Origin of the sequence: Bacteroides sp. D1, from assembly GCF_000157095.2 — a bacterium.
Lineage (GTDB): Bacteria > Bacteroidota > Bacteroidia > Bacteroidales > Bacteroidaceae > Bacteroides > Bacteroides xylanisolvens.
In genome coordinates this window covers 523,490-545,190 of the sequence record NZ_JH114350.1, presented here as the reverse complement: position 1 = coordinate 545,190, position 21,701 = coordinate 523,490, and the positions used below count along the sequence as shown (strand labels likewise).

13 protein-coding genes and 1 tRNA gene are annotated in these 21,701 nt (G+C 40.3%); 10 read left to right on the top strand and 4 right to left on the bottom strand.

Annotation, left to right across the window (positions count from 1 at the left end; all coding sequences use genetic code 11):
• Positions 1 to 42 precede the first annotated feature (42 nt).
• The 3 genes from mltG to BSAG_RS02785 form a co-directional block, all read right to left on the bottom strand.
• Positions 43 to 1,080: an endolytic transglycosylase MltG gene (gene mltG, locus BSAG_RS02775; RefSeq protein WP_008644108.1), complete on the bottom strand. Its 1,038-nt coding sequence runs from the start codon at positions 1,078 to 1,080 to the stop codon at positions 43 to 45.
• Positions 1,081 to 1,538: 458 nt separating this feature from the next.
• Positions 1,539 to 2,417: a DNA/RNA non-specific endonuclease gene (locus tag BSAG_RS02780; protein WP_004313252.1), complete on the bottom strand. Its 879-nt coding sequence runs from the start codon at positions 2,415 to 2,417 to the stop codon at positions 1,539 to 1,541.
• Positions 2,418 to 2,444: 27 nt separating this feature from the next.
• Positions 2,445 to 3,026 (bottom strand): epoxyqueuosine reductase QueH, encoded by a 582-nt coding sequence (locus BSAG_RS02785; RefSeq protein WP_004313253.1) that lies wholly within the window; start codon positions 3,024 to 3,026, stop codon positions 2,445 to 2,447.
• A gap of 104 nt (positions 3,027 to 3,130) precedes the next feature.
• Here BSAG_RS02785 and BSAG_RS02790 point away from each other — a divergent pair, with 104 nt between their 5' ends.
• Positions 3,131 to 5,170, top strand: a complete 2,040-nt coding sequence (locus tag BSAG_RS02790; protein WP_008018142.1) for a DUF3352 domain-containing protein — start codon at positions 3,131 to 3,133, stop codon at positions 5,168 to 5,170.
• A 108-nt stretch (positions 5,171 to 5,278) separates the two neighbouring features.
• Positions 5,279 to 5,351, top strand: a tRNA-Thr gene (locus BSAG_RS02795).
• 221 nt (positions 5,352 to 5,572) lie between these two features.
• Here the strand turns inward: BSAG_RS02795 and BSAG_RS02800 are convergent.
• On the bottom strand, positions 5,573 to 6,781 hold the full coding sequence (locus BSAG_RS02800) for an ROK family transcriptional regulator (protein ID WP_004307234.1): 1,209 nt from the start codon (positions 6,779 to 6,781) through the stop codon (positions 5,573 to 5,575).
• Positions 6,782 to 7,115: 334 nt separating this feature from the next.
• On the opposite strand from BSAG_RS02800, the gene BSAG_RS02805 reads away from it, so the two are divergent.
• Genes BSAG_RS02805 through BSAG_RS02840 form a run of 8 tightly spaced genes read left to right on the top strand, consistent with a single transcriptional unit; the run spans position 7,116 to position 21,696 of the window.
• The gene (locus tag BSAG_RS02805) at positions 7,116 to 8,990 is read left to right on the top strand and encodes an FAD-dependent oxidoreductase (protein ID WP_004313256.1); all 1,875 of its coding nucleotides are present in this window, start codon (positions 7,116 to 7,118) and stop codon (positions 8,988 to 8,990) included.
• A 44-nt stretch (positions 8,991 to 9,034) separates the two neighbouring features.
• A complete protein-coding gene (locus BSAG_RS02810) occupies positions 9,035 to 10,132 on the top strand; it encodes a DUF4434 domain-containing protein (protein ID WP_004313257.1) in 1,098 nt (365 codons plus the stop codon).
• A gap of 5 nt (positions 10,133 to 10,137) precedes the next feature.
• On the top strand, positions 10,138 to 11,541 hold the full coding sequence (locus BSAG_RS02815; protein ID WP_008770924.1) for a sugar porter family MFS transporter: 1,404 nt from the start codon (positions 10,138 to 10,140) through the stop codon (positions 11,539 to 11,541).
• 41 nt (positions 11,542 to 11,582) lie between these two features.
• The gene (locus BSAG_RS02820; protein WP_008018254.1) at positions 11,583 to 12,755 is read left to right on the top strand and encodes an AGE family epimerase/isomerase; all 1,173 of its coding nucleotides are present in this window, start codon (positions 11,583 to 11,585) and stop codon (positions 12,753 to 12,755) included.
• Positions 12,756 to 12,761: 6 nt separating this feature from the next.
• Positions 12,762 to 14,900, top strand: coding sequence for a hypothetical protein (locus BSAG_RS02825; RefSeq protein WP_004316378.1), 2,139 nt, complete (start codon positions 12,762 to 12,764; stop codon positions 14,898 to 14,900).
• 37 nt (positions 14,901 to 14,937) lie between these two features.
• Positions 14,938 to 18,066 carry a SusC/RagA family TonB-linked outer membrane protein gene (locus BSAG_RS02830; protein WP_004316376.1) on the top strand — a complete coding sequence of 1,043 codons (3,129 nt, stop codon included), beginning with the start codon at positions 14,938 to 14,940 and terminating at the stop codon, positions 18,064 to 18,066.
• Positions 18,067 to 18,102: 36 nt separating this feature from the next.
• Entirely contained in the window at positions 18,103 to 19,797 is a 1,695-nt protein-coding gene (locus tag BSAG_RS02835) for a RagB/SusD family nutrient uptake outer membrane protein (RefSeq protein WP_004316374.1), read from the top strand.
• A 30-nt stretch (positions 19,798 to 19,827) separates the two neighbouring features.
• A complete protein-coding gene (locus BSAG_RS02840) occupies positions 19,828 to 21,696 on the top strand; it encodes a DUF5018 domain-containing protein (protein WP_004316372.1) in 1,869 nt (622 codons plus the stop codon).
• Positions 21,697 to 21,701 lie beyond the last annotated feature (5 nt).

Genomic DNA, 21,701 nt, shown 5'->3' with positions numbered 1-21,701 from the left:
TATCGGGCAAAGATAGGCTTTTCCGTTCGTTTTATCACAAATTTACTTGAAAATCTTTCTTTCATTCAGGGCTTTCCAGTATTTTCTTGCATTTGCCATGTGGTCGGCGTAATTGGAGGCAAAGTTGTGAGTACCGGAAAAATCTTCTTTGGCGCACATGTAGATATAGTTATGTTTGGTATAGTTCAACACGCTGTCTATTCCCTTTTTAGAGGGAATACGGATGGGACCCGGAGGTAATCCGGTATTTATATAGGTATTGTAGGGAGAATTGACTTTTAAATGCTCGTTGGTAATTCGGCGCAGGCCAAAATCCTGCAGGGCAAATTTGATGGTGGGATCTGCTTGTAAGGGCATATCTTGATGTAACCGGTTGATATACAATCCGGCTACCATTGGCTTTTCTTCGTTGTTGTTGGTCTCTTCTTCAACGATGGAAGCAAGTGTGCTGACTTCTTCCGGTGTCATGCCGATGGCGGTAGCTTGTGACAGGCGATCTTTATTCCAGAAGCGTTTGTGTTCGTCCTTTATTCGTTTAAAGAATTCGTCTACGCTCATATCCCAATATACCTGATAGGTTTCCGGTATGAAAAGGCTGGGGAGTGTTATACTGGTATATCCCATTTGAACTAGGAAAGTAGAGTCGAACAGTTGGCTCGCGATTTCGGCAGAGTCTATCATGAGTTGCTTGCCGATGCTTCGCGCCAATCGGTCTAATGTCCGGACGCTTCCGATAGTAAGGTTCATAGGTTCCTGATAACCTCTGGAAAAACGGCTATATACATGATAGACGTTGTCATTGGGGCGAATGGCATAACGACCGGTGTGGATATTCTGATTGAAATCCTTGTATTTTGCCATCCACTGGAATCCGGTGAACTTATTGACATGCCCGAATTCTTTTATTTTATGGTAAATAGAATCGGCAGTATCATCCCGGTCTACATAAATATATACGGTTTTAGATGGGTGAAATTGGGGGGCAAACAGATAATAATAAAAGGTGCCTCCGGCAACTGCACAAAGGAGGAATGCTCCGATTAGAATTGATAGTAGAATATTTCTCTTTTTTTTCTTCATCTTTTGAGGTGTATTTAAAAAGTTCGTCAAAGATAAAAAGAATTTGGATAGGAGTGTTCTCTTTTTAGGATGAATCATAAGGCGATTACATCAAAAGTATATTTTCTTTCGGTGCGATTGTGAATTCATTCTTTCACGTTACGTCTGCCTTGCTTGATTTATTCAGCTGCTTATTGTGTCTCTTTGTTTTCATTGTGATTATCTTTTTGTTTCCAGAGTAGTTCCATTATTCCCATATATTGTGGGACTATTTTCCCGCAATATATGGGAATGTTTTCTCATAAAATAAGAGAATACTTTCCCACAATATGTGGGAATAAGACAATCTCTTGACGTTACAATGGGAAACCTTGAGAGTAATACAACAACTCCCTTTTATTGAAGTGAGAGTCTGTTTGTAACTAGAATGCCATTGGCACAAGGAAATGAATTCATTTCAGAGAAACGAGTTTTGCTACTTAATTAGGCCACAGGGAGTAATTAATATCTGCTTCTATTTTGTTTTCTATCTCATCGGGCAGAGGTGCGAAGAAATCCATGTTAGTCAGGCTCTCGATGCTATCTATTGTTACCGCATAGGATGATAGAGGTTCTACTGCCTGCTCATTATTGAATAAGAAACCGATAGCTCGCATCGGCTTGACAAAAGGAGAAAGGACTACTTTAAAAAACTTTTGAGGTACTACGACTTTATTCTTTCCGATTGTTTTGGGATATTTTTCAATAATAGGACCACATATAATAATGATGGTGCTGTCTGCTATGGCCCAATCCCGGATCTTTTCTTCCAGATTTTTCCATCCTCTTCTGTTTAGTTGTGGATGTTGCGGACACATATTGCTGAAATAAAATGATTCTTTCATGGCTTCAGGACTCCATTTCATATCTGCGGCGGGAGCCATGTGACCTTTGTCATATCCTGAACGGGTATAGTCGGCATTTGTGGCAATCGGACCTGTCACTAGTGGATCGGTAATAAAGCGATTACCTCTTTTTTCTTTTCCTTTGGTTTCTTTTCTTGTTAATTCGTAAGAAACCCAGTTGGGAATTTTTAAATCTTTGTTGTATGATACCGTATATCCGCTATGGCGGATGATTTGTTCTTGCCGGGGAACTAGTGATATAGGTGTCTCCAGATCTTTACCGGGTGGAATTTGAAAGGAAGTATCAGTTTGCGGTTCGTTATTTTTCTGGATATTAATCTGCTGGCAATACAAATAAACACCAAAAAGAATAGGAATGAGCACAATAATGGCGATGATACATCCTAATCTATTATTAGAATGTGATTTCTTTTTGAATAGTTTTCTGTTTTTACCTTTTTTATTTCGATTCATTGATTGGCTGGTGATGACAGGTTTGTTTTATTCTTCTTTTCTCATGCTGAATTCGCAACCGCAATATTGTTGGTTGTAAAAGTTGTATTCTTTAATGATGGCAATACGTCGCTCGCTAAGTCCCCCTTTCCGCCAATTCTGTTCCCAGTATGTGACATCCGGGTAAGAGGCGGTAGCATATTGTCCGGCTTCATTGATCTGCTCCAGGCTTTTCCAACGACTGGAGGCAAGTGTCGTGGTAATTACAGAGAAACCATGTTCGTGTGCGTAACGGGCTGTCTCCAATAAACGCAGTTTAAAACAACGCAGGCAACGTGCTCCTCTTTCAGGTTCCTGCTCCATTCCTATTATGTGACATCGCCAGTTTTCATGATCGTAATCAGCATCTATAATCTCCAATCCCAATGATTGGGCATAGCGCGTACATTCTTCTTTTCTTATCATATACTCTTCCTGCGGATAAATATTAGGATTGCAATAATAAATGACGGGGGTGATATGATGTTGCATCATACATTCAATAATGGCTGATGAACAAGGAGCACAACAAGTATGAAGCAAGACTTTATCGGCTCCTCCCGGAACTTCGAGTTGGAATTTCTTTTTCATGCTGTAAAGTTAGTACATATTTACGATACGAGTCAATGGTTTATGTTTTATTCAGAATAGTTTTTTTAGTATCTTTGTCCACTCAAGTTTATAACAGATCAATAATGAATGAATTAAATTGCGGGCAAGAAGAGCAATATGCAGGCCCGGAGAAGAAAAAAAGTACCTCGAAAATTGTAAAGAGAACTTTAGTTGTGGCCGCATTAGCTTTGGCGGTATATGTTGTATATTCCGTAGTTTATTTATTTGTTTCGCCTGATCGTAATATTCAGCAAATCTATCTGGTTCCCGAAGATGCTGCGTTTATCATTCAATCATCGGCCCCGATTGAAGATTGGGAAAAGTTTAGTGGAAGTGAAACATGGCAATGTCTGAAGAAAGCGAAATCTTTCGAGGAAGTAACGGAGAGTGTAGAGAAGCTCGATTCGGTAGTCAAAAGCAATAAAGTGTTGTTGTCGCTTGTTGGTGAACGGGATATGCTTATTTCGCTTCACAAGACTCGTGCCACAAAGTGGGATTTTCTGCTGATTCTGGATATGCAGAAAACATCGAAAATGGATTTATTGAAAGACCAGGTGGAAACTGTATTGGTCATGAGTGGCTTTACTGTCACCAACCGGATGCATAACGGCATTAATATCCTTGAAATGCGTGATTCCGAAACAAGGGATATTTTCTATATTGCTTTTGTGGATAATCATTTGGTAGGATCTTATACGTCCGGGCTTGTCGAATCGGCTATTGATTCGCGTAATAAACCCAAAATCGGACTTGACCAGTCTTTTATTGAAACAGAGAAGTTGGTTTCCGGCAAGGGGCTTGTCAGAGTCTTTATTAATTATGCGCGCGTACCTCAATTCATGTCTATTTATCTGGGGGCAAGAAACGAATACATTGATCTGTTTAGCAATTCTATGAATTTTGCCGGACTTTACCTAAATACGGATAAGGAGCGGATGGAAGTGAAAGGGTATACGTTGAGAAAAGATTCTGCCGATCCTTATGTCACTGCTTTATTGAATTCGGGAAAACATAAAATGAAAGCGCATGAGATTCTGTCCGGGCGGACGGCTCTTTATACCAATATAGGTTTCAACAACCCGGTAACTTTTGTAAAAGAGCTGGAGAATGCGATGTCGGTTCATAATAAACAATTGTATGATTCTTATCAAAGTTCCCGGAAAAAGATTGAAGGGCTATTCGGGATATCTTTGGAAGAAAACTTTTTGAGTTGGATGTCGGGAGAATTTGCTATTACGCAATCCGAACCGGGGTTGTTGGGGCATGACCCAGAACTAATTCTGGCTATCAGAGCTAAAAGTATAAAAGATGCCCGTAAGAACATGGAATTAATAGAAAAGAAGATTAAGCGGCGCAGCCCGGTTAAGATTAAAACAGTCAATTATAAAGATTTTGAGATTAATTACATCGAAATGAAAGGCTTTTTCCGCCTGTTCTTTGGAAAACTATTTGATAAATTTGAAAAGCCATATTATACTTATGTCGATGATTATGTAGTTTTTAGTAATAAGGCTGCATCTTTGCTCTCTTTTGTGGAAGATTACGAGCAGAAGAATTTATTGAAAAATAATCCGGGATTTGAAAATGCGCTTTCCTATTTAAAGTCGAGTTCTACCATTTTCTTATATACGGATGTGCACAAGTTTTATTCCCAACTGAAACCTATGATGAATCCTGCCACATGGAATGAAATACAATCCAATAAAGATATTCTGTATTCGTTTCCTTACTGGACTATGCAGGTTATAGGAGATGGACGGTCAGCTTCTTTGCAATATGTGATGGATTACAGTCCATATCAACCGGAGGAGGTTGTTGCCGTTGCTGCCGATGAAGATGATGAGGAAATGAACGAAGATGCTGAAACTGAAAAAGAACAGATGAGCGAATTGAAGCGTTTCTATGTCGAAAAGTTTGAAGGAAACGTTTTGAGGGAGTTTTATTCGGAGGGAGCGTTGAAGAGTGAAGTGGAAGTAAAGGAAGGAAAACGTCACGGTCGTTACCGTGAATATTATGAAGATGGGACATTGAAGCTTCGTGGAAAGTATGCAAATAATAAACCGAAGGGTACATGGAAGTACTATACCGAGGACGGAAAATTTGAGCGCAAAGAAAAGTTCTAGATTACGTCAACAAAAGTTGATTTAAAAATTATGCTCAAAAAATAATCGGATTCTTTTTGTTTTCTCAAATAAAGCTGTAATTTTGCACGCCGTAAACGAGAGACAAACGCCGCTATAGCTCAGTTGGTAGAGCAACGCATTCGTAACGCGTAGGTCGCCAGTTCAAGTCTGGCTAGCGGCTCTCAAATTAGAACGCTGATTATTAATTAATAATCAGCGTTCTAATTTTTACAGGATTCCCTATTCTTATTTTAAAAGGGAAATCCTGCGTATGTAATAGATGTGAAATATAAAAATGTAATCTATGTTGAGTCGTATTATTGTTTTAGTGGTTGCCGGAGTAGCCGTAGTCTATATCGTTCGCTTTATAGATAACTTTTTCTCCCAGCGTAGAAGATAAAACTAGCTTTCAAACATTCTGCTGCGTGCGAGCATACAAGCGCCAACGATGCCGGCTTTGTCTTTCAGCTTAGATGTGATGATGGCTGAATCTTTATTAACCAGATTTAGAGAGTACTTGCGTACGGCTGTTTTTATGGGCTGGGTGATATAATCACCGGTTAAAGATAAAGTTCCACCTATAATGACCAGTTCCGGGTTGAAGATATTGATTAGCCCGGCGATCTGTTTGCCTAGTTTCTGTCCGATTTCTTCTACAATTTCAATGCAAAGCAGGTCTTCTTTATTCACAGCGGCAATGATCTCATCAAGAGTGATCGGGTTTTCCTCTGTGGCGATTCGTGTAGATAGAATGGAACTTTCCCCACTTTGAATACGCTCTAATAAGATACGATGAAGTGCCGATCCGGAAGCTTCCGTCTCCAAGCAACCTTTTTTTCCGCAATGGCAGATTATCTCATTATCATAAGCACTCATATGTCCAAATTCACCGGAGAATCCGGATTTTCCGGTATAAATCTTACCATCAATAATAATTCCGATACCTACTCCCCAGCTTACATTTACAAAAATGATATCCTTTTCTCCTTTCACGCAGCCTTGCATGTATTCGCCATAAGTCATGGCGCGTGTGTCATTATCAATGGTTACTTTATATCCCAATTTTTCGGATAATACATCCGCCAACGGCCTTTCCTCAAAATTGAATTGACTGAAGCTATACCCTGATTCAGGATTTACACGTCCCGACACATTTACATTAATATTTAAGATCTTCTCTTTATTAATAGTGAGCTTCTTTATAAAATTGAGAATATGCTTGCATAACTCATTCATCCCTTCGATTGAGTTCTCAAACTTATAAGGTATATTCATTTTCAATTCTACCATATCGCCTTTGAAATTTATCAGTCCGATGTTGACGGCGAATCTTTTGATGTCTACACCCAAAAAGTAACCGGATTCCGGATTAAGCCCATAGAGGTTGGGATGGCGTCCGCCACTAGTCTCCAATTTGCCATAATCATTAATATATCCGTCATCACACATTTCACCGATAAATTTGGTGACAGTTGGTACACTTAAATCCAGCTCTTTTGAAAGATCGGGAATTGTAGAACTTCCATTATATATATAATGTGTAATAATCCTCTTTTTGACGAGAGCGCTTTTAGAGCCCTTTTCTATTTCTTTCAAGAATTGTTGGTTCATAACTATGCATATTTGGTAATTCACACAAAGATAATTAATTTTTTTATTAATACGTGGTTTTGAAGCCTTGAAAATTAGAATATCTTGAATGTTATATTTCCTATATACTATGTAATGGATTTATATATAGGATAATGTAGCTATGGATGATTGTGGATATAATAAATGAAATAAGATGATTTGTGAGGTAATTCCTCCTTCTATTAATTAATAATGCGAGAAATAATGATTTTATTAATAAAATATTTTATTATCTATTGTTTATTTAATAAATATAGCTATATTTGTGCCGTGATATTATTAATAAAACTCTATATCCTTAAATGAATTTAGTATGAGAAACTATTTTTTAGGTCTGTGTTTATTATTTGCTTTGTGTTTTACAGCATGCTCTCATTCAGATGATTCTGTTGATGTGCTAATTATTGGTGGAGGCGCTAGTGGAGTGACTGCTGGTATTCAGTCTGCTCGAATGGGGGCTGCAACATTGATAGTAGAAGAAACAGAATGGCTGGGTGGAATGCTTACATCTGCAGGTGTAAGTGCTGTTGACGGAAACTATGATTTACCGGCAGGCTTGTTTGGTGAGTTTCGCGGACATTTGGCAGATTATTATGGAGGGCTTGATTCTCTAAAAACCGGTTGGGTGAGTGCAGTGTTGTTTGAACCTTCAGTCGGAAATAAAATTTTCCATGAAATGGTTGACGCGGAGAAAAATTTAAAAGTATGGCATAATGCTACTTTGGTAAAGTTGGAAAGAGAGAATGATGCTTGGATTGCTCAAATTCAGATGAAAGATAATACAATCAAAAAAATACATGCTAAAATATTGATTGATGGTACTGAATTGGGGGATATAGCAAAAATGTGCGGGGTGAAATATGATGTCGGTATGGAAAGCCGTCATGATACAAAAGAAGATATTGCTCCGGAAGAGAAAAATAATATAGTTCAGGATATTACATACGTAGCAATCTTGAAAGATTATGGTAAAGATGTGACTATTCCTTGTCCTGAAGGATATAATAAGGATGAATTTGCTTGTGCTTGTGCCAGTCACGTTTGTATCACGCCTAAAGAACCAGATCGTGTATGGTCTAAAGACATGATGATAACTTATGGAAAACTTCCTAATAATAAATACATGATTAATTGGCCGATAGAAGGCAATGATTATTATGTAAACTTGATTGAAATGACCCGTGAGGAACGTGAAGAAGCCTTGAAATATGCAAAACATTATACGATGTGTTTCGTTTATTTTCTGCAACATGAATTAGGTTTTAATACATTGGGCTTAGCTGATGATGAATATCCTACAGCCGACAAATTGCCATTTATTCCTTACCATAGAGAGTCTAGGAGAATCCATGGGCTAGTACGTTTTGATTTAAATCATGCTTGTGAACCGTTCAGACAGTCTCAACCTCTTTATCGTACTTGTATTGCCGTGGGGAATTATCCTGTGGATCATCATCATACGCGTTATCATGGATATGAAGAGTTGCCTAATCTTTATTTTCATCCGATACCGTCATACGGTTTACCTTTAGGAACTTTGATTCCGAAAGATGTTGAAGGATTGATTGTTGCTGAAAAATCAATATCTGTTTCTAATATAATTAATGGTACCACTCGTTTGCAGCCGATGGTTATGCAGATCGGGCAGGCAGCGGGAGCATTAGCAGCTCTTGCGGTGAAAGAAGGTAAAAATATGAGAGAAGTATCTGTTCGGGAAGTACAAAATGCGATTTTGGATGGAAAAGGATATTTATTGCCTTATTTAGATGTTGAGTTAGATCACCCAATGTTTAAGTCACTACAACGTATCGGCTCTACAGGTATATTAAAAGGTATAGGTAAAAGTGTTGACTGGTCAAATCAAATGTGGTTCAGAGCGGATACATTATTATTGGCAAATGAGTTGAAAGGATTGGGTGATGTTTATCCTTTTGTCAATAAGCAAGTATTCGAAGGTAATAATACCATATCAATTCAGAAAGCTACAGAGTTAATAGGAGGAATTGCCGAAAAAGAAGGTTTTGAGATGAAAGAGGGTAGGGTAGAAGAGATATGGAATGAATTTGAATTGAAGGACTTTGATATGAATCGAGGCATCCTACGAAGTGAAATGGCTATTTTGATTGATCAGATATTAGATCCTTTCAATAATAAAAAAGTAGATATTACAGGACAGTATATTCAATAGGTAATAATAATATAAGTGTTAACTGCTGTTTTAATTAAACTAATATGAAAACATTAGATCGAAGAGACTTTCTAAAAAAAGCCACATTGGCTAGCGCGTCAGCCTTGACTGTACCAACTTTGTTTGAATCTTGTACTTCAAAAGCTAGTGCCAGTACAGTAGTGGCAACTGATGGTTTGGAAAGTAAACTCATTGTTTCTAAAAACAATGGCTTAAAAATTACCGGAACTTTTTTGGATGAAATATCACATGATATTCCACATCAGAACTGGGGTGAGAAAGAATGGGACTTGGATTTTCAGCACATGAAAAATATAGGAATTGATACGGTAATAATGATCCGTTCTGGTTATCGTAAATTTATCACTTTTCCTTCTCCTTATTTATTGAAGAAAGGTTGTTATATGCCTTCCGTTGACTTGGTGGATATGTTTTTACGTTTAGCTGAAAAGTATGGAATGAAATTCTATTTTGGACTATACGATTCGGGTAAATACTGGGACACAGGAGATATGACCTGGGAAGTGGAAGATAACAAATATGTAATTGATGAAGTTTGGGAAAATTATGGTTCCAAGTATAAAAGTTTTGGAGGATGGTATATCAGTGGTGAAATAAGCCGGGCAACGAAAGGAGCGATTGGTGCTTTCCATGCATTAGGAAAACAATGTAAGGATATATCTAATGGATTACCGACTTTTATATCGCCTTGGATTGATGGAAAAAAAGCAATCATGGGAACGACAAAAATGACTAAAGAAGATGCCGTTTCTGTACAACAACACGAAAAAGAATGGGATGAAATTTTTGATGGAATTCATGATGTGGTAGATGCATGTGCATTTCAAGATGGGCATATTGATTATGACGAATTGGATGCGTTCTTTTCTGTCAATAAAAAATTAGCAGACAAGTATGGTATGCAATGTTGGACAAATGCCGAATCTTTTGACCGTGATATGCCAATTCGTTTTCTACCCATTAAGTTTGATAAACTTCGGATGAAGTTGGAAGCAGCCAAACGTGCCGGATATGATAAGGCTATTACTTTTGAATTTTCTCATTTTATGAGTCCGCAATCAGCCTATCTACAAGCTGGTCATTTATATGACAGATATAAAGAATATTTTGAAATAAAATAAATGTTATGAAGTCTACAATCAATTTTGGTTATCTTATATTCCTTTCTGTTGTGGCAGCATTGGGAGGCTTCTTGTTCGGATATGATACCGCAGTTATATCGGGAACAATTGCCCAAGTGACTCAACTTTTTCAATTAGATGCACTACAACAGGGATGGTATGTAGGATGTGCTTTAGTAGGCTCTATCGTAGGTGTTCTTTTTGCTGGAATCTTAAGCGATAAGTTAGGAAGAAAACTTACGATGGTTATATCAGCTGTGTTGTTTTCCACATCAGCTCTAGGATGTGCTCTATCAGCCGATTTTGCCCAATTGGTAGTTTATCGGATTATAGGTGGAGTAGGAATAGGGGTTGTGTCCATTGTTTCTCCTCTTTATATATCAGAACTAGCTGTAGCGCAGTATAGAGGACGTTTGGTGTCATTGTATCAGTTGGCTGTAACAGTTGGTTTTTTGGGAGCTTATTTAGTTAACTATCAATTATTGGCATGGGCGGAGAGTGGTACGCAATTAAGTGTGGATTGGTTGAATAAAATATTTATAACTGAAGTATGGAGAGGTATGTTGGGTATGGAAACATTGCCGGCAATCTTATTCTTCATTATCATATTTTTTATTCCGGAAAGTCCCCGCTGGTTAATCGTACGTGGAAAGGAATTGAAAGCTGTAAATATATTAGAGAAAATATATAATTCGATTACAGAAGCGAAAAGTCAATTAAATGAAACGAAATCTGTGCTGACCTCTGAAACAAAATCGGAATGGTCTTTATTGATGAAGCCTGGAATCTTCAAAGCTGTTATTATCGGTGTGTGTATTGCGATTTTAGGACAGTTTATGGGTGTGAACGCAGTACTTTATTATGGCCCTTCTATCTTTGAAAACGCAGGACTTTCAGGAGGAGATTCTCTTTTTTACCAAGTTCTGGTAGGACTAGTCAATACTTTGACCACGGTTCTGGCTCTTGTCATCATCGATAAGGTGGGCCGCAAGAAGCTGGTTTATTATGGAGTTTCGGGTATGGTGCTCTCTCTGGTCCTTATCGGTCTTTACTTCCTCTTCGGAGATTCCCTGGGAGTATCCAGCCTCTTCCTTCTCGTTTTCTTCCTGTTCTATGTATTCTGCTGTGCCGTATCCATCTGTGCCGTGGTTTTCGTACTCCTCTCGGAGATGTATCCCACCAAGGTTCGCGGACTGGCCATGTCAATAGCAGGATTTGCTCTGTGGATCGGAACGTACCTGATCGGACAGTTAACCCCCTGGATGCTCCAAAACCTTACCCCCGCCGGAACATTCTTCCTGTTCGCCCTCATGTGCGTGCCGTATATGATGATTGTCTGGAAACTCGTGCCCGAGACCACCGGGAAGTCGCTGGAGGAGATTGAAAGATACTGGACCCGTTCGGAATAGTAAAACAAAAAAGACCTTAATAACTTAATAATAAAAGATGTATGGATTTTAAGAAACTGGCAAATCAATACAAGGATGAACTCTTGGATAATGTTCTTCCTTTCTGGCTTGAAAACTCACAAGACCATGAATATGGAGGCTACTTCACCTGTCTGGACCGTGAAGGAAAAGTTTTCGATACGGATAAGTTTATCTGGCTGCAAGGCCGCGAGGTGTGGATGTTTTCCATGCTTTACAATAAAGTGGAAAAACGTAAGGAATGGCTGGATTGTGCCGTTCAAGGTGGTGAATTTTTAAAAAAATATGGACATGATGGAGACTATAACTGGTATTTTTCCCTTGACCGTTCGGGTAGACCATTGGTAGAACCATACAATATCTTTTCATATACATTCGCTGCCATGGCTTTCGGTCAGCTAAGTCTTGCCACCGGCAATCAGGAATATGCAGACATTGCCAGGAAAACCTTCGATATCATCTTGTCTAAAGTGGATAATCCGAAAGGCAAATGGAACAAACTTCACCTGGGAACCCGCAATTTGAAGAACTTTGCCCTGCCGATGATTCTTTGCAATCTTGCTATGGAAATAGAGCATATTTTAGGGAAAGATTACCTAGAACAGGCTATGGATACCTGCATCCATGAAGTGATGGATGTCTTTTGTCGCCCCGAACTTGGTGGAATCATTGTTGAGAATGTAGATGTGAATGGTAATCTAATGGATTGCTTTGAAGGACGGCAGATTACCCCTGGTCACGCGATTGAAGCCATGTGGTTTATCATGGATTTGGAGAAACGCTTAAACCGTCCGGAGTTAATCGAAAAGGCTAAGAACATCACTCTTACGATGCTTGAATATGGTTGGGATAAAGAATATGGAGGTATCTATTATTTCATGGATCGTGATGGCTATCCACCACAACAGTTGGAATGGGACCAGAAACTTTGGTGGGTGCATATCGAGACGCTTATTTCTTTATTAAAAGGATATCAATTTGCAGGAGACAAACAGTGTCTGGAATGGTTCGAAAAGGTGCACAACTATACTTGGGAACACTTCAAGGATCAGGAACACCCTGAATGGTTTGGTTATCTGAACCGCCGCGGTGAAGTGTTACTTTCATTAAAAGGAGGAAAATGGAAAGGCTGTTTCCACGTACCTAGAGGCTTGTATCAGTGCTGGAAAACATTAGAAGCAATTAGTCAAAAATAAAGAATAATGAATAAATTAAGAATTATATCAATCCTATTTTTTTGTCTGTTCTTATTCTCTTGTGGAGTGAAGAAGGAGAAGATTGTGTGTTATGGCGATGCACATAGCAATCTGGCTCAGTTGTTGACAGATGAGGGATATCAATTACATTTCTGTACTTCTGTAACAGAGGCTCTTCGGATAGCTTCTGAGCAAGCTCCGGTTTTATTGCTTTGTCCTTCTTATCCAGAACAGGGTACAGTGGTGACAAGCGAGGATTTAGCCTTGATTCAATCGAAGTCTTTGCGTGTTTTCATGGACTTTCCTCAGCAGATCGGTGAACATTTGTGTGTAAAGACGGATACCATGGAACTGGAGCGGATAGTGGTTTGTGATTCACTAACTCCTCAACTTCCTTCTATGGCTTTGATGGCTTTTCACCGATGCGTGTTGAAGGAATTGGATTTAACACCTGATAGTACGTATTTGGTAGCTGCTAGGGTAGCAGGTTTTGATAAAGCGGTATATGGCTTGGCCAATACACCGGTCCATCCATTGTTGTATCAGCAGAATAATCAGTTGATGGTAGCTGCTACTAGTATCAGTAATTTTGCAGTTTGTCGTTATCTTCCTGAGCAGCGTGTGCAGTCTATGTTTGAATATATTATGAACTGGTTGCTGCATAAAGAAGGTGTAACATTTTCTTCTTGGTTGACATATGTGTCACCATCCTATACTGCTACCGAGCCGTTACCAGAGGAGGCTGGAAAACAAAGTATTGCTAAGGGAGTGGAATGGTATTATAATGGTCACTTCTTGGTGCATCCTTCTTGGAAAAAAGATTGGGCAGATAAGTATATGGGTGATGGTTTGATGCCGGTTGGTCCTGAATTGCCAGCTGACATGCCTGATGGTGATGGTTCGTTGGGTGTATTGGAAGGGCATATGTCAGGTATTAAATATGACGGTACGCAGATGTATCGTTACTGGATGCGTGATGATGTTCAAGGAGAAACTTCGTTCGCTTTTGCTGCTGCCGGTATATTACTGGATAATTCACAATATACAAAGGTAGCTGCCAATTTACTCGACTATTCATTCACTGAATATAGAGATTCAGTACGCAATGATCCAAAATCCCCATCATATGGTCTGTTAGGATGGGCTTATACACATAAAGGCACTTATTATGGCGATGATAATGCCCGTTCATTATTAGGTTCTATCGCTTCATCAGCATTGATGAATAACCCTAAATGGGATAAGCAAATTGTTGAGGGCATTGTAGGTAATTTCCGTACTACGGGATTAAATGGATTTAGAGGACAAAATATTCTTGAGTCTGATTTACAGAAACGCGGATGGAAATCATACTATAATGCTAACCTGGTAAATCTGCATGCTCACTTTGAGGCTTGGAACTGGGCTTGCTATCTTTGGCTTTATAATCAAACACATTATCAGCCACTGCTTGAACGTGTGAAACGTGGAATAACTATGATGATGGAAGGATATCCGGAACAGTGGTCGTGGACTAATGGAATTCAACAAGAACGTGCCCGTATGATTCTGCCGCTAGCATGGCTCTATCGGGTGGAACCAACAGAGGAACACTTGGATTGGCTGCATTTTATGACAAATGAACTTCTTAGAAATCAAGTGCCTTTTGGAGGTATTCGCGAAGAACTGGGTGATGAGTCGAAAAGTCTTTTTGGTCGTACTCCTTCCAATGCGGAATACGGCAACAACGAAGCACCACTAATTTTTGACAATGGCGATCCGGTTGCTGATATGCTTTATACAACAAACTTTGCCTTTGTGGGTCTGTGTGAAGCTGCTAAGGCAACTCAGGATACTACTTACATAAAGGCTGTAAATCAAATGCGCGATTTTTTGATTCGTATTCAAGTACGTAGTGATAAATTCAAGAACGTAGATGGTGCATGGTTCAGGGCTTTCAATTATGAAGATTGGAATTATTGGGCTTCGAATGCTGATGCCGGATGGGGGGTATGGAGCACTCTTACCGGATGGATTCAGAGTTGGATTGTGGGTACACAGTTTGTTCTTGAAGAAGATTCATCCTTATGGGATATTGCTAACCAAAAAGATGTTTCTACTGTTGCCAGTGAGGTAATTGAGGAAATGATAACACGCCAACTTTAAATAAGATATATACATATTATTAATAAACTTCTAACTTATGAAACACAAAGCTATGCAAAAAGGTCGTTTTTGTTCTATGAGAATATTATTCTTCTCATTAACAATACTTTTTGTATGCGCATCGAATAGTTATGCGCAAAGTACAGTCAATGGAGTCGTCGTAGATGCGACAGGGTTGCCGTTACCCGGAGTCAGTGTGACCGTAAAGGGGAGCGCAACGGGCACAACTACTGATCTTAATGGTCATTTTACCTTGAATGCACCCAGATCTGCTACATTAGTGCTATCATATATAGGTATGATAACACAAGAGGTAAAAGTAAACAGCCGTTCTATGATTAATGTTACCCTTCAAGAAGACATTAATAGTCTCGACGAGGTGGTAGTAGTCGGTTATGGTACCCAGAAAAAGATCCATCTCACAGGATCAATATCTTCGGTATCTTCTAAAGAATTATTGAAGTCAACAACAAGCAACGTTTCGCAAGCCTTGGTCGGCAAGTTGCCGGGATTGATATCTCAACAAGCCACCGGAGCCCCGGGAGCTGATGATGTTTCATTGTTGGTTCGTGGACATTCCACATATAATGGAGGTGACGGCCCCCTTATTCTGGTAGATGGTGTAGAACGCAGCATGGCGTATATCAATCCCAATGAAGTGGAATCAGTTACTATATTAAAAGATGCTGCCTCGTGTGCTGTGTATGGAATGAAAGCTGCTGCAGGTGTAATATTGGTCACTACCAAACGAGGAACAGAGGGCAAAACTACCATTAATTATAAAGGGTCGCTCACTTTGTCACATGCTACTACACTGCCCAAGTTTATGAATGGTACACACTATATGCAGTGGTATAACTATGCTCGCCGCATGGATGGTGAGAAAGTCTACTTTACCGATGAAGAAATTGCCATGACTACCAATGGAGATCCTACCGATGGCTTTGAAAATACCGATTGGCAGGAACCTATTTATCGTACTACTTTAATGCATCAGCACAATCTTTCTATCAGTGGTGGTAACGAGAAAACCCGTTACTTCCTCAGTGGTGGATTTATGAAACAGAATGGCTTCATTAAAGGTTTTGAGCTGGAACGTGGCAACTTCCGTTCGAATATCGATACGCAAGTAACCAAAGATATTAGCGTGTCACTTAACGTGGCCGGTAAAATTAACGACTATTATCAGCCAGGTGGCGACAGTTATGAGAATCAAACGACGAATAATGTGGTGGGGGTATTGCTTTATGCTGCTCCGTTTGTTCCACTCGAATATGAAGGGATGCCGGCATCTGGTTATCGTGGCGCTTCCAATCCTGATTATGCAGCCGGACATTCGGGCTATAGTAAAACGCGCACCATGCGTCTGGAGACATCGGCCAAGATAGAATACTCTTTCCCCTTCCTCAAAGGTTTGAAAGCTGGTATGTTTGTGGGTTGGGACTGGCAAGATCGCGATTCACGCAGCTTCAAATACTCTTACGAATTGATGCTTTATAAACCCGAGTCCAAGAAATATGTACGTCAGTATGCTTCTAATCTGCAGCCAACAGGGGGGATGTCAGTCGGTGACGAGAAAGAACAGCAAGTGGTATTACGCCCTTCTATCTCATACAACCAAAAGTTTGGTTTACATGATGTTGGTGCACTATTCCTTTATGAACAAACTGAGCGTAAAGGAAATACGCTAACAGGCTATCGCTCCGATTTCGCACTACTCGATATTGACGAGTTACCTTTTGGCTCTACTATTCATCCCACCGATGGTAACTTCTCCAGCAGCATCCGCCAGGGCTATGCCGGTTATGTTGGTCGTTTCAACTATGCTTATAATAACCGTTATTTGGCTGAATTTACTTTCCGGTACGATGGCTCTTATCACTTTAAAGAGGGTAATCGCTGGGGATTCTTCCCATCGGCTTCATTGGGCTGGGTTGCTTCTGAAGAAGATTTTTTCAAAGAACTCTTTCCTCAAGTGGAACGCTTCAAATTAAGAGCCTCTTTCGGTATCTTAGGTAGCGACAATGTTGATCCTTTCCTCTATCGCAAACAGTACGCATGGTCCAAAAACAATACGGTTTTCGGTACCACTCCACAAGCGGTGAATACCTTGTATAATAAAGTATCTTACCCGATGGAGAATCTTACTTGGGAGAAATGTCGTTCTATCAACGTTGGTTTCGAACTTTCGGCATGGAATGGTCTTTTGGGCATTGAGTTCGATGTTTTCTACAAATATACTTACGACATCCTTCGTCCCATTGGTGGAGTGTATCCTCCTTCGCTGGGAGGCCATTATCCGAGTATTGAAAACAGTGGTACATTTGATAACCGTGGATTCGAGATTACAATAAAACACCGTAATCACATTGGCAAATTCAATTACAGCCTGAATGGTAACCTTTCGTTTGCCCACAATAAAATACTGCGTATGACGCAGGCTGACAATACTAAACCTTGGCAGAACCGTCTGGGGACATCGGTAGGGGCCATTTGGGGGTTGAAATCGCTAGGTCTGTATCAGACACAAACCGAGATTGACGCAGCTCCGTTACCCATTAGCGAAACTCCCCGATTGGGTGACATTCGTTATCTTGATTATAATGGCGATGGACTCATTAGCTGGGATGATGAGGTGAAGATTGCACGCCCCACCACGCCTGAGATGATGTTCTCGTTGATGGCCGACGCCAACTGGAAAGGGTTCGACCTTTCTGTTCAGTTGCAAGGTGCTGCCTTGTGCGACAAGTTGCTTTGTGGCGAATGGAATAACGGTGCACGTGACCAGACTCCACTTACGCGCCCTTTCTATGCCGGATGGGATAACGCGCCTTACTACTTGGTAGAGAACAGCTGGCGTCCCGACAATACCAATGCTGAATATCCGCGTCTCAGTACAGTGGCTTATGCTAATAATGCCCAAGTATCTGACTTCTGGAAGCGTAATGGTGCTTATGTACGCCTCAAGAATGTGACTTTGGGATATACCTTGCCACAGTCATGGGTAAAGAAAGCCGGTATCAGCAATCTTCGTCTGTTTGCCAGCGGCCACAACCTTTTTACTTTCACCGAGTTTAAGTACCTCGACCCAGAGTCGGCCAATGTCATTCAAGGTTACTATCCGCAGCAACGCACCTTTACGTTTGGTGTAGACGTAACGTTCTAAACTCTATGTGTACAACATCTAATAAAATAAATTAGCATGAAAACAAAAAATCTATTACTAGGATTGGCTCTGTCGACTCTCACATTGCAATCGTGTAATGTGCTTGATATCGATCCTACTGACACTTATAGCGAATCTACAGCCTATGCTTCTATCAAGAACCTGGATCTTTATGTCAAAAGTTTCTATGGCGTGTTTTATAGCAATGCCGATATCAATGTGGGAGCTAATCTAGCCATGGACGATGGTGTGAGTGACCTCATTAAATATTCTTGGTTCAATGTAGCTGAGGGCAGCGTGAACAAACTTTTTTATTACGACAATATGATGAGTCCTGATGGTAATTATCGTTCTAATTGGGATGACATGTACGAGCAGATTCGTCGGTTTAATGAGTATTTTTACGATGTTCATAGTGGCTTTGCTGATAAATTAGATTCCGATCAGTTAGCCATTCGAACAGCCGAAGTTCGTTTTATGCGTGCTTTTGCTTATCAAGAGCTGGTATTGCGTCATGGCGGTGTAATCCTGCGTATCAACGAAGACCGGGTGGATGATCATAACCAGCGCGCACAAGCTCGTTCGTCAGAAGACGATTGCTGGACTTTTATCCTTGACGAATATGAAAAAGCAGCCCAAGTGCTACCGGAAGAATGGACAGGATCGGAGGCAGGCCGCCTTACAAGGGGGGCTGCGTATGGTATGAAAGCCCGTGCCGCTCTCTATGCCAAGCGTTGGCAGGATGCTGTTAATGCAGCATTAGAGGTAGAAAAGCTGGAGAAAAAGGGTGTATATCAACTTCTTTCAGGGACTTCTAAGGACAGTTATATGCAAATTTTCAATACTGTGAATAATAAAGAGCTAATTTTGCCTGTCTATTTTCAACAAAAGACTAAGCAACACATGTTTAATCATTTCTTCTGCCCACCCTATGACACAGAAAAAGCAGGCTTGCAACCTGGTACGTTGGGTGCAGCCGCTACGCCTACCGATGAGTATGCTTCTGCATTTGATATCAAGGTGGGGCAGGAATGGAAATCGTTTGATTGGACTCATTTGAATGAATATTCCGAAGGACCATGGGGAAACCGCGACCCACGTTTCTATGCTTCTATTCTCTACAATGGTGCCAATTGGATAGGACGTCAACTTGAACTTTACGTAGGTGGTAAAGACGGATACATGGATTTCTCTACATCGGCAAGTCAGGACTATGTGCGCACTAGTACCACCGGTTATATCTTCCGTAAATTTATGGATGAAAGCGACAATATCAACTACGTAGATATTGAAAGTACATCCTACTGGATTGAGATGCGTTATGCCGAGATTGTTCTTATCCTTTCCGAAGCCTATGCCCGTTTGGATAAGTTTAAGGAAGCTTACGACTATCTCAACAAGATTCGTACTCGTGTGGGATTGCCTATTTTAGCTCAGCAGTCTACCTGGGACAATTATCTTAAAGATCTCTCGAAGGAACGTGTATGTGAACTGGGACTCGAAGGACATCGTTGGTATGATCTTGTTCGTTGGGATATTGCTCAAAAGGTACTCAATGGGCAACGACTGCATGGTATCAAGATTGAAAAAACCGGTTCAAGCTTTCTTTATACCCGTGTAGAATGTGACACGCAGGATCGTAAGTTCCCTAAGAAATATAATATTTTCCCGATACCTTCCAGTGAGCTTCGAAATAACACAATGTGTGAGCAAACTCCTGATTGGAAATAATTATGGTTACCATCTAAATAAGTAGATAATATGAAACTAAAACATATCATAAACGGTTTTTGGGTTTTCTCGCTTTGCCTAGCGGGATGTGTTGACCCTGACGATTTGGTAAGAACCGAAAGTGAAATCACCGATCAACTCATCATTACCGGACGATTTGCAGGTAATGAGAACATTGAATATGAAACCGTTATCGACCGTGTCAACGGTACTGCTGTAGTGCAGACTCCTTACTACATCTCAGATACAGAACCTATTCAAGGCGATATTACTCGTATGAGACTTAAAGCTACACTTCCTGTAGGTGCCCGTTTTGATCCCCCTTTGTCGGGTATTCACAATTTAAAAGAAGGATTTTCTTCTACCTTAATTGAAGCCGATGGTTCCAAGAAAAACTACACTTTTAAAGCTATTTATAAAAAGTCGGAACGTGCCAATATCATTAAGGTCGAACTAGCCAATGTACGTGCTCAGATTGTAGTGGCTGATCCTGTTGAAGAGGATAAAAAAGGACAAATTATTATCTATAAGACCTCGTCAAGTATCGACGGAGAATTGCAAAATGCACTTATTACCATTGCTCCATGGGCGACCATTGAATCGGATGCTTACGATCCTATGACAAAAATCCTCGATTTAAGTGTGATGCCTACCGTTACTATCACAGCACAGGATGGTGTGAAGAAAACGGTATACGAAACAGTGTACAAAACTCCTGAGTTTGTGGAATATGGTGTAGGTTATGTGGCCGGGCTCTTTGGTTTCCAAACTTTGAAAGAAAATTCGCATGGTTTTGAAGTGGGTGCCAATCGTACTATGGCTGTAGTAGATGATTATCTCATCCTTAGTAATAGCAATAATTTCGTCAATATGCCGGTGTTTAACCGATATAACGGCAAGTTGCTTGATCAGGTGAAGGTAAATGTGGACGGTATACCATCTAATCGCATCATACGTGCTATTACCTCCGATGATAATGGACACATGGTAGCCATGGCTTACGTGAGTACTCGTGCAGGAAGCTATGCCACTCCTTATACGGATGTTAATGTATGGGTATGGAAAAATGGTATAGAAAACACTCCCACATTGATACTTGATAAACCTTTCAGTGATCCAGTTTTCGATCAAGCACCTATGGGAGTTAACTGGAACTATAATATTGATATGGGTAGTTCTATTCACATCACAGGCGACATTACTAGTGGAAAAGCTGTACTAACCACTACGTCTCCTTTCTCATATCGCATGGTATTTATCAGCTTTGTCGATGGCATAATGAGCGACAAGGCGCATGTGGAATTTGCTAATGTGAGTGGTGCACGTGTAGAAGACTATACGAAGATCCTTACAACTAATACGGAGAAACCTTTCAGCTACATATCTACACCAGCCAATGAAACTAATATGGTGATTTGTGCTCCTGTTGGTGATAGTGCAGACAGAGCTTTTGCTTTTACAGTTCCCGATTCACATTATTGGGGTTGGCAAGGATTCACTAAAGGTATTGATTATGTTGATTTTAATGGCGCGAGATTGTTGGCTGTTCAGAATGGTTCAGGCTCCTTCAATGGAGCACAACGCCTTTATGTGGCTGACATCACCAAGAATCCCAATGCTAAATCTATGAGTGATGGCTTCATCTTTGATTCACAGCAAGGCAATGCAATAGGAAATGCAGATGTGCCGGGTGGCGTACCGGGTTCAGGTTACACAGCTACGGGATATACCTCTCCTTGGGCGTTCGATGGAGTGAGCAGTGTGCTTGGTGAGAATATTCCTTGTACAGGTGATGTGATTTTTGCTAAAAGTCAGGACGGATTAGCCGTACAGGTATATATGCTTACTACCGATCATGGCTTGATAGCTTTCGAACTCACAAAGTTCAAAGGCCTGTAAACGAT

What these genes read in the sequence shown, in the direction of transcription:
- mltG (WP_008644108.1), bottom strand. Translation starts at nt 1,080, where the DNA reads ATGAAGAAAAAAAAGAGAAATATTCTACTATCAATTCTAATCGGAGCA.
- BSAG_RS02780 (WP_004313252.1), bottom strand. Translation starts at nt 2,417, where the DNA reads ATGAATCGAAATAAAAAAGGTAAAAACAGAAAACTATTCAAAAAGAAA.
- BSAG_RS02785 (WP_004313253.1), bottom strand. Translation starts at nt 3,026, where the DNA reads ATGAAAAAGAAATTCCAACTCGAAGTTCCGGGAGGAGCCGATAAAGTC.
- BSAG_RS02790 (WP_008018142.1), top strand. Translation starts at nt 3,131, where the DNA reads ATGAATGAATTAAATTGCGGGCAAGAAGAGCAATATGCAGGCCCGGAG.
- BSAG_RS02800 (WP_004307234.1), bottom strand. Translation starts at nt 6,781, where the DNA reads ATGAACCAACAATTCTTGAAAGAAATAGAAAAGGGCTCTAAAAGCGCT.
- BSAG_RS02805 (WP_004313256.1), top strand. Translation starts at nt 7,116, where the DNA reads ATGAGAAACTATTTTTTAGGTCTGTGTTTATTATTTGCTTTGTGTTTT.
- BSAG_RS02810 (WP_004313257.1), top strand. Translation starts at nt 9,035, where the DNA reads ATGAAAACATTAGATCGAAGAGACTTTCTAAAAAAAGCCACATTGGCT.
- BSAG_RS02815 (WP_008770924.1), top strand. Translation starts at nt 10,138, where the DNA reads ATGAAGTCTACAATCAATTTTGGTTATCTTATATTCCTTTCTGTTGTG.
- BSAG_RS02820 (WP_008018254.1), top strand. Translation starts at nt 11,583, where the DNA reads ATGGATTTTAAGAAACTGGCAAATCAATACAAGGATGAACTCTTGGAT.
- BSAG_RS02825 (WP_004316378.1), top strand. Translation starts at nt 12,762, where the DNA reads ATGAATAAATTAAGAATTATATCAATCCTATTTTTTTGTCTGTTCTTA.
- BSAG_RS02830 (WP_004316376.1), top strand. Translation starts at nt 14,938, where the DNA reads ATGAAACACAAAGCTATGCAAAAAGGTCGTTTTTGTTCTATGAGAATA.
- BSAG_RS02835 (WP_004316374.1), top strand. Translation starts at nt 18,103, where the DNA reads ATGAAAACAAAAAATCTATTACTAGGATTGGCTCTGTCGACTCTCACA.
- BSAG_RS02840 (WP_004316372.1), top strand. Translation starts at nt 19,828, where the DNA reads ATGAAACTAAAACATATCATAAACGGTTTTTGGGTTTTCTCGCTTTGC.